The sequence below is a fragment of the Chamaesiphon sp. GL140_3_metabinner_50 genome, from assembly GCF_025361915.1.
GTDB lineage: Bacteria > Cyanobacteriota > Cyanobacteriia > Cyanobacteriales > Chamaesiphonaceae > Chamaesiphon.
In genome coordinates, this window is the sequence record NZ_JANYJC010000022.1 from 1 (window position 1) to 8,801 (window position 8,801).

General features: G+C 44.3%; 7 protein-coding genes and 1 pseudogene. 6 read left to right on the forward strand and 2 right to left on the reverse strand.

All coding sequences use genetic code 11. From position 1 onward, the window contains the following. Positions 1-288, forward strand: a pseudogene (locus tag Q0R35_RS00980) (hypothetical protein); the annotation flags it as partial. Next, on the forward strand, positions 288-575 hold the full coding sequence (locus tag Q0R35_RS00985; RefSeq protein ID WP_295613561.1) for a hypothetical protein: 288 nt from the start codon (positions 288-290) through the stop codon (positions 573-575). The pseudogene Q0R35_RS00980 and the gene Q0R35_RS00985, both read left to right, overlap by 1 nt. A gap of 103 nt (positions 576-678) precedes the next feature. Here Q0R35_RS00985 and Q0R35_RS00990 read toward each other — a convergent pair whose 3' ends face one another. Together Q0R35_RS00990 and Q0R35_RS00995 are read right to left on the reverse strand one after the other, a co-directional pair. Further along, positions 679-1,818 carry a glycosyltransferase family 4 protein gene (locus Q0R35_RS00990; RefSeq protein ID WP_295613563.1) on the reverse strand — a complete coding sequence of 380 codons (1,140 nt, stop codon included), beginning with the start codon at positions 1,816-1,818 and terminating at the stop codon, positions 679-681. A gap of 204 nt (positions 1,819-2,022) precedes the next feature. Beyond that, positions 2,023-2,589, reverse strand: a complete 567-nt coding sequence (locus tag Q0R35_RS00995) for a hypothetical protein (protein WP_295613565.1) — start codon at positions 2,587-2,589, stop codon at positions 2,023-2,025. Between the two features lie 185 nt (positions 2,590-2,774). Between Q0R35_RS00995 and Q0R35_RS01000 the strand changes: the two genes are divergently transcribed. The 4 genes from Q0R35_RS01000 to Q0R35_RS01015 form a co-directional block, all read left to right on the forward strand. Continuing rightward, positions 2,775-3,461 carry a response regulator transcription factor gene (locus Q0R35_RS01000; protein ID WP_295613567.1) on the forward strand — a complete coding sequence of 229 codons (687 nt, stop codon included), beginning with the start codon at positions 2,775-2,777 and terminating at the stop codon, positions 3,459-3,461. A 117-nt stretch (positions 3,462-3,578) separates the two neighbouring features. After that, on the forward strand, positions 3,579-6,635 hold the full coding sequence (locus Q0R35_RS01005; protein ID WP_295613569.1) for a UPF0182 family protein: 3,057 nt from the start codon (positions 3,579-3,581) through the stop codon (positions 6,633-6,635). A 111-nt stretch (positions 6,636-6,746) separates the two neighbouring features. Continuing rightward, a complete protein-coding gene (locus Q0R35_RS01010) occupies positions 6,747-8,327 on the forward strand; it encodes a phospholipase D-like domain-containing protein (protein ID WP_295613572.1) in 1,581 nt (526 codons plus the stop codon). A gap of 228 nt (positions 8,328-8,555) precedes the next feature. Beyond that, the coding region (locus tag Q0R35_RS01015) for a GH116 family glycosyl-hydrolase (RefSeq protein WP_366944793.1) at positions 8,556-8,801 on the forward strand (246 nt) is incomplete at its 3' end.

Genomic DNA, 8,801 nt, shown 5'->3' on the forward strand with positions numbered 1-8,801 from the left:
TGGCGTGACAGAAGCGTTTTCATCGGACGGCAAGGTGAAATATCGTTTTATCATTATGATTTCACAGCTCAAGCTCTTTCTAAACTATCGAGAGGATATAACCGAGACATTGATGATGTTCTAGCCATGTACGATCGGGAATTATTTACTTTAGAAAAACTACGCGATTGCTTTGATACGATTGAATCTGAATTGATTCGATTTCCTGCTCTCGACTCCGCTCTTCTAAGAAATAAGATCGAACAATTTATAGAGCGTTGTGAAAATATATCAGAGAGGGATAAATAATGGAGCTAAATGAATTGCCAGGATCGGAGCTAATCTTACCTGGACTGGAAGATCTTTACCACGGCAGAAATAATACAATCGGATCGCTATTAATTTCGATCGCATCTACACGCTTAACCGCCGCAGGATTGGATATTCCGCAGGTATCTCTAGTATCAGAGCCAGAACTGGCTTTATATAATCATCTTCAGATCGATCGCGATGATGCTTATCCTTACTACAATGCTTTATTAAATAGTCTTAACAGCTTTTGTGCTGCACTCGAACTGAAATCCAAATATCGATAGAAGAATCAGTAGCGCAGTCTGCCACTGTACCGACCTAATCGATCGGAATTACTGTAAGCAATAATGACGATGTTTGGAAACTAGAGCTTGATGAAAAAGTATTTCAACTTTTAACTTCTTGCACTGTTGGCGTAGTCTCGCCTTTGGTGATACGAAGCCGAAGTGTCAACTTATAGAACCAACTTTCCATCACATCGCCCCAGGCTGATTGCGAGAATACTGTTTCGGCGGCATGACGACAAGCAGAGCGATCGATTTCATCTAGCCTGTCGATCGCCGCTACTAAGCCCTCTATACTGTCTGGTTCGACCAAAAACCCCGTTTTACCATCGGTAATGATTTCCGCAGGCCCCCCGCGCCGATAAGCGATGACTGGAACCCCACAGGCTAGAGCCTCGATCGCTACATTGCCAAAGGCTTCTACCCAGCGCGGTGTCATTAATAGTCCCCGACAGGTGCGAAGGGCTTGCTGTAACTCGTGAGTAGGCAGAAAACCAAGATATTCGATCGGCGCATGAGGATAATCTCGTTGAATTTGCTCCCAATAGGCGACATCTTGAATCTTACCCATGATTTTCAGCTTCAGCCCCGTGCGCTGGGCGGCGGCTACGGCATCTTCGAGGGCTTTTTCAGGAGAAATCCGCCCTAACCAGGCGAGAGCGGCTTCAGGAGCCTCGCAGTACTCATAGGCAGCCGGATCGACACCGCTACCGCCAACGACATGACACGCATCGGCGAATTTAAAGGTGTCCGCCTGGGTGCGGGTACAAACCCCGATCGTCCCAGGATAACCCGTCGCGACACGTTCGATCGCTAAATCGATCGCGGCAATTTGCGAACCCATACTGACAAAATGCGCGATCGGTCGATCGAAGAATGGTGTTAAATAAAATGGCAGCCAATCGAAGGCTGTATTAAAAATGATGTCATAATCGTGTTGGATGGTTCTGGCTTTTGCCCACATATTCGCCAATACCGGATTGCTAGGCATGACGATCGAAGCTGCTAGTTCCTGAGTTTGAGCGGTAAGTTGGAGTTCTCCGGGTATTTGAATTATCGATAAATCGCCTAATTTTGATCCCGCAGGCGCGATAATCCCGATCGTATGTCCCCGCGATTGTAGCTCTCGTGCTAAATTGGCGATCGTCAGTTCTACCCCACCACCCAAGCCAGAACCCAATGCACCTACAGGCGTTGACAGAATCAGAATTTTTAGTCTAGTTGGGATGGCTGGGATATTCAAAGTAATGAAAACTTGGATTAATGCTCTTAATTTTAATAGACTTTTCGCTACCTATCGTAATCCTAAATCATTTCCAAGTTTACTAGTGATTATGAACTGATGATTTCTAACCGCAGAGGCACAGAGAGCGCAGAGAAAGAAGAAGATTAGATAACTTTTTAATTAGGATTGCTTAGTAAGCCAATTTACTAATCCTTACTCTAATTAGGCTTTCCGATCGCGTAAATAACTCCTAAAATAAGACTTTGTATCCGAATCGAGCAAACTCCAGATCCCTAATGTGCCAGAAAAGAAGAAGAGAATACTCGCAACATAGCAAATTGAAATAGCTAAAGCCGTCCACCATGCCCAGCTTTTAGACTGGCGAAGATAAGAAATCGGTACTTCTAATAACATCCCGATCGCAAAAATCCAGCCACCTACCCAGAAACTATTAAAAATAGATTGCCAATCGATCGTGCTGAATTCACCTGTCGATGAGGCTGTTAAAATTTCGTAGGGATTGCGGAGAATTAAAATTATAAAGATATATAAATAAATCGTAAAACTGACATTCCATCTCAATCGTTTCAACCAATTCCAATATGAAATAATCGCTACCACGCCCAGAATTGCGATCGCATCGAACCAGAAATGTAAATTAGTCCGAGGAATGTTGATGCTACCGCTATTAAATACAAACATTAAGATCAGCATCGTAATGGGTACGGAGCGCAAACTCCAAATCGCGATCGTGAGTGATGTTGGAATTGGTGGATTTGTGACGAGCATCAATATTTAAATTGGATTTACTTATTCGCCATCATAGCAAATACCTCCCAGATGAAATCCGCCAAAGTGCTTATAGCACGCTCTGTGCGGCTTAACAGCTTTCCTACTCGACAGCTTGCACGTAAACCGGACAAGTTTTGTTAAAGTGAGAGATGTAGGCTGTAAGGGTAAAGGAAAGCAACACGATGGCAGGTAAACTTTTATTAGTAGATGACGAACCAGGATTGCGCGAAGCAGTCCAAGCTTATCTCGAAGATAGCGGATATACCGTTCGAGTAGCGAGTAGTGCGAAAGATGCCTGGGAGTTACTGCAACAACAGTTACCCGATTTGGTAATTTCTGATATCATGATGCCCCAGGTAGATGGCTATCAGTTTCTCAAACAGATGCGGGAAGATGACAGGTTTAAGGCAACACCTGTAATTTTCTTAACCGCTAGAGGCATGAAAGCCGATCGTATTTCTGGTTATCAGGCGGGGTGCGATGCTTATTTATCTAAACCTTTCGATCCGGATGAGTTGATCGCGATCGTCCAAAATCTGCTAGAACGTAGAACTGTAGCCGTAGCCGCCTCTCAAAATCCGGAAATGGAGGGCATTGCCAAGCAAATCGCCGCCGAACTCCGGGGAATGCTCAATCCGACTAGTGGGATTGTTAAAACCCCACCACCCATCCGGATCGATCTGACACCGCGCGAACAAAGTGTCTTAGATTTAGTGGCGGCGGGATTGATGAATAAAGAAATTGCCAAGCAGCTCGAAACTAGCGTCCGAAATGTTGAAAAATACGTCAGTCGGTTGTTTGGTAAAACAGGTACTAATAGTCGGACTGAATTAGTACGTTATGCTTTAGAACATGGATTGACAAATTAAATTTAGGTAATAAAATCCTAACTATCTATATCCCCGACTTCTTGAAGAAGTCGGGGATGTGTCCAAATTGACGATCGCGATCGATAGTAATAAATTTAGTTGGTTAGCCCACAGATCGTGAAATCTCAGTCGTTAAAACCCGCTCGAAGTCGATACTTATTAATCCCGATCGTGCTATTTGGATTGTGGTTGGCGATCGAGATTGTCGCGTATTTGGGGGCTGAAATGTTGTGGTTTGAAGAAGTCGGCTATTTGCCGATGTATTTACTCCGCCTCAGCAGTCAAGGATTGTTGGGGATGGGGGTATTTATCCTCACGGCTGCCTATTTATGGGGCAATCTCGCTCTAGCGCGCAAATTTACATCACTCGATCGAATTGAGGTCGATCGTCTGCAAGCACCTCAGAATCTGGCGATCGTCAATTCAGAACCTCAGCGCAGTTTACCTGCCCTACAGTTCCGGTGGTTGTTACCTCTGACGCTAAGTTTAAGTTTGCTCATTGGGATAATTTTGATTCATTATCTCCAGGCGGTAAAGAGTCAATGGGGCCTCGATCCTAATTTACCCGATATCAACCCGCCCGCACTGCGATTATTTCATTTGGATACAATCTGGAAAATTGGTAAACAATTATACCGACATGGCTGGATAGCTGTGGGTGTGGGGATGTTAACGATCGCACTCCAGATTTATCCGCGATTTTTACTGAGATCGATCGGGTTAAGCTTGAGTATTGGGATCGCCTGGGCAATTTCTCAACAGTGGATGCGGGTGCTACCGTTGTTTCAAGCAACAAGTTTCGGACACCAAGATCCGGTATTCGATCGCGATATTAGCGCGTATATCTTCGGTTTACCAGTGGCAGATCTGCTGGAATTTTGGCTGATGGGAATGTGTCTGTATGGATTTATTGCCGTACTTTTGACATATTTATTAGCTGGCGATAGTCTCAGTCAGGGTAAATTTTGGGGCTTTTCTCACGCACAGCAACGCCATCTAGCTGTATTAGGTGGTGGCTTAATGCTGATGGTGAGTTTTAGCTATTTGCTGAGTTGTCATGAGTTGTTATATTCCCCGCGCGGCGTATCATTTGGTGCGAGTTATACCGACATTAATGTGTTGCTGCCAGCCGATGGCGTATTGTGTATTTTAGCATTGGCGATCGCGGTCTATTTATTTTGGCGATCGGTCTATTTACCAGCACGAGCGAATTATCGGTTGCTCCGGGTAGCAACAATTTTGTATCTAACAATGGAGATCGGTACCACCACGATCTTACCTGCGATCGTTCAAACTTTAATCGTTCAACCTAACGAACTAGTTCGAGAAACACCCTATATCAAACGGACGATTGCATTGACTCGTCAGGCTTTTGGGCTAGATAATATTACCGTCAATACTTTCGATCCGCAGGCAAATCTCACCGAGCAGAAGATTAAGGCAAACGATCGCATTATTCGGAATATTCGCCTCTGGGATAAGCAACCGCTCCTAGCTACCAATCGCCAACTCCAACAAATTCGCCTCTATTATCGCTTCTTAGATGCCGATATCGATCGATATACTTTAGCCAGCGAACCGAAACCTTTACCCGCCAATACACCGCTGTCACTTTCTCTTACCCCCTCCCCTTGGAAAGGGGAGGGCTGGGGTGGGGTAAAAATCTCCGCTGCAACATCACAATCTGTTTCTGCCAAAGTTGATGTTACCCCCCCAACCCCCCCTTCTAAAGGGGGGGCTTTTCCAGCCGAGCAACAGCAAGTGCTGATTGCCGCGCGGGAACTCGACTACACCGCCGTACCCGCTCAAGCGCAAACCTGGGTAAATCAACATCTAATTTACACCCACGGTTATGGATTTACTATTAGCCCCGTCAATCGAGTAGCTACAGGGGGATTACCCGAATATTTAGTCAAAGACATCGGTACCGACAAAGAAGATCCTCTAAAAATGACAGATCCCGCACGGGCGAGTATTCCGATTGGGAAACCGCGCATTTATTATGGCGAAAGCACTAATAATTACATCATGACGGGTACCAAAGTCAAAGAATTAGATTATCCGAGCGGTAATGATAATGCTTATAACGTCTATGATGGGCAGGGCGGAATTAAGATTGGTTCGTTGGGGCGCAAGCTGCTATTTGCCGCATATCTCAACGACTGGCGGATGGTGCTTACGCCAGAGTTTTTGCCTGAAACTAAATTATTAATGCGTCGGAATATCGATCGCCGCATTCGATCGATCGCCCCCTTCTTACGATACGATCGAGATCCGTATTTAGTCGCGGCAGATGCTCAAGGAAACCCGACAGATGCCCAAGATCCTAGTTATCTGTATTGGATCGTCGATGCCTATACTACCAGCGATCGCTATCCCTACTCAGATATTGGCAAGGAAGGCATCAATTACATCCGCAACTCAGTCAAAGTCATTATCGATGCTTATCACGGCTCTACGAGCTTTTACATTGCCGATCCGAGCGATCCGATCGTCACCACCTGGGCAAAAATATTTCCCGATTTATTCAAACCCCTGAGTGCGATGCCTGTAACTTTGCGTCGTCACATGCGTTATCCCCAGGATGTCTTCAAGATTCAATCAGAACGGTTGATGACTTATCATATGACCGATCCGCAGGTATTTTACAGTCGCGAGGATCGGTGGCAAATTCCCACCGAAGTCTATGGTGACAAGCCGCGCTTGGTGGAGCCATATTATTTAATTACCAGCTTACCTACCATCCCCGTTCCCGAATTTACCCTGCTGCTTCCCTATACCCCCCAACAGCGGACAAATTTGGTAGCTTGGCTGGCGGCTCGTTCCGATGGCGATAATTACGGCAAATTAGTAGTCTACACCTTTCCCAAACAACGCCAAATCTTTGGCCCCGAACAAATCGAAGCCCGCATCAACCAAGATCCAACGATATCGAGCCAAATCTCGCTCTGGAATCGCCAAGGTTCGCGCGTAGTTCAAGGAAATTTACTCATCATCCCGATCGACCAGTCCCTATTATACGTCGAACCGCTCTATCTCGAAGCCACTCAAAACGAGCTACCCACCCTAATTCGGGTAGTCGTATCGTACGAAAACCGGATTGTGATGGCGGAAACACTATCGCAAGCCTTAACAGATATTTTTAAAAACCCCGCAGCCGCTCCATCGCCCTAGCTGTAACAATCTGAAACTTAGGTAATTGCCAATTTTCATCCCGATATCCGATCGACACCAGAGAATATAGATACATCGTGTTGCTAGCTTTAGAAGCGAAAGTGTTAGATCGTGAATATCAGAAAACATATCAATAGCATAGAATCTGCGGCGATCGGATTATCGGTATTGGGTACTGCTGTGGCTATTTTGACTCAACAAATAGCTTATATTACTACGCCTCTAACACTTTCCCTCTCATTAAGCCTAGTCAATCGTCAAAAAGAATTAGCAACATCCCAACGCCGTCTGGCAAATTTAGAGCAACAATTAATTGTTTTACCTGCGGCTCCCACCACAGTCGAATTCTATAAATTAGTAGCAAGTGTCAATACCGATCGGCAAAAATTAAAGCAACTAGAAACATTACTATCAGAAATCCAGAACAAAGATAATAGTCTATTTTTAACGGAAATCGATTTAACTAAAGATTCTCTCAAGCAACTTAGCTTGAATTTTTCTAATTTTGAAAAGGAATTTAATTATCGCCAAGATCCTACTAATCTAACTAGCACAGAGCGAGAATTTGGAGAGATCGTAAGTAATATCCAAACACTCACGGCGATCGACATTTCAGACAACTCAGATCTGTTAGAACATAGCTTAAATTTCTTAGAATTAGATTTAGCTAAAGATTCAATCTATGCACCGATCGAACAAATGAAAGTAAAAGTTCAGCTTTTGGAAGAAAGTTCCAAAGTATCTGAAGATGCCATCAAACAAATTGGCTGGCGATTTCTAGAACTAGAACAAGCCTTTACAGAACGTCAAGAACGATCGGACATAGTTAGGATCGATAGCACTGTCACAGAAATCACTAACAAGATTCAGACTATTGAGTCAGATTTTTCTAATACAAAAACAGACTATTTCTTGAAACTCACAGGACTAGAATTAGATCGAGATAATATTCAGGCATCGCTCGCCGATACTAAATTCACAATTGGGCAATTAGTAGCAAATACAACCTCAGTCGATACGAGCCAGCAAATCGAAAACCTAGATATTAGCCTTGGCGACTTACATGATTATAGCTTGCGATTGAAAAATCGGATCGATGCGATCGAAACAGTTGCGACTAATCCACAAATTCAGCAGCTCATTCAGCAACAAATCGAATCGCAATTTGCAGTAGTCAAACAGTCACTACCAAATAATTATCGATACGACTTAATCTGCGGCAGGAGCCAGAGCCGCCAGTTATTTTTAGACGCTCTACAGCAATCGAGATCGCGACTAATTTTAGTATGCCCTTGGCTGACTAAATATGCAATCAATTCAGATGTTATCGAACTAATGAGAGCAGCTTTAAAACGCGGCGTATCGCTCGAAATCGGCTGGGGACATTTAAAAGATGTCGATAATAATCGAGCATACCTATCACAAGCAGAATTATTAAAATCGAATGATTGGCATTATAACGCCCTCCCAGGATTATCCGAACTGCAAATTGAATACGATCGATTATTAAAGCTCAAAGTTTTGGGCACTCATGAAAAATTCTTAGTTTGCGATCGTCAGTTTGCCATGTTAGGCAGTCATAATTACCTGACTTCCGATACTAAATCTAGCGAACGCGAAGTCGGACTTAAAACCGACAACCCCGAAATTATCGACAAACTCATCGAATTATTCGATCGCGCTGAAGCCTAAAAATCGATCTCTAAAGGCAGCTTTGAGACTAGTTTCAGCGATTGTCAATCTACATTATTGCAGGTAAAAAACTCCCTCAATTCACTTTCAGTTAGGGACATCACGTTTCCCTGACGAGGGATTAAGTCGATTCATTATCTAGATTACCCAATCGATAGCGACAAATAACTTTAATTTACAGCGGCAGTCTACAATAGGGAGTTGCATCTCTCATACAGCCGTTTTTATATGCTCGAACCCTCACCACGTCCGTCGATGCCTACTGCTACTTGGCAACGTCAGTTTCATCAAGACTGGGAGAAACCCTATACTGTCCGCTATGAGAGTAATCTCGACGATGGGCCATTTCATGGGATGCCGTTGGGGGGGTTTGGTGCGGGTTGTATCGGCAGATCCCATCGGGGGGAGTTCAATCTGTGGCATATCGACGGTGGCGAACATGTTTTTAAAAACCTGGCGGCTTGTCAATTTAGC

Coding starts and splice junctions, on each gene's coding strand:
- Q0R35_RS00985 (WP_295613561.1), top strand. CDS start 288: ATGGAGCTAAATGAATTGCCAGGATCGGAGCTAATCTTACCTGGACTG.
- Q0R35_RS00995 (WP_295613565.1), bottom strand. CDS start 2,589: ATGCTCGTCACAAATCCACCAATTCCAACATCACTCACGATCGCGATT.
- Q0R35_RS01000 (WP_295613567.1), top strand. CDS start 2,775: ATGGCAGGTAAACTTTTATTAGTAGATGACGAACCAGGATTGCGCGAA.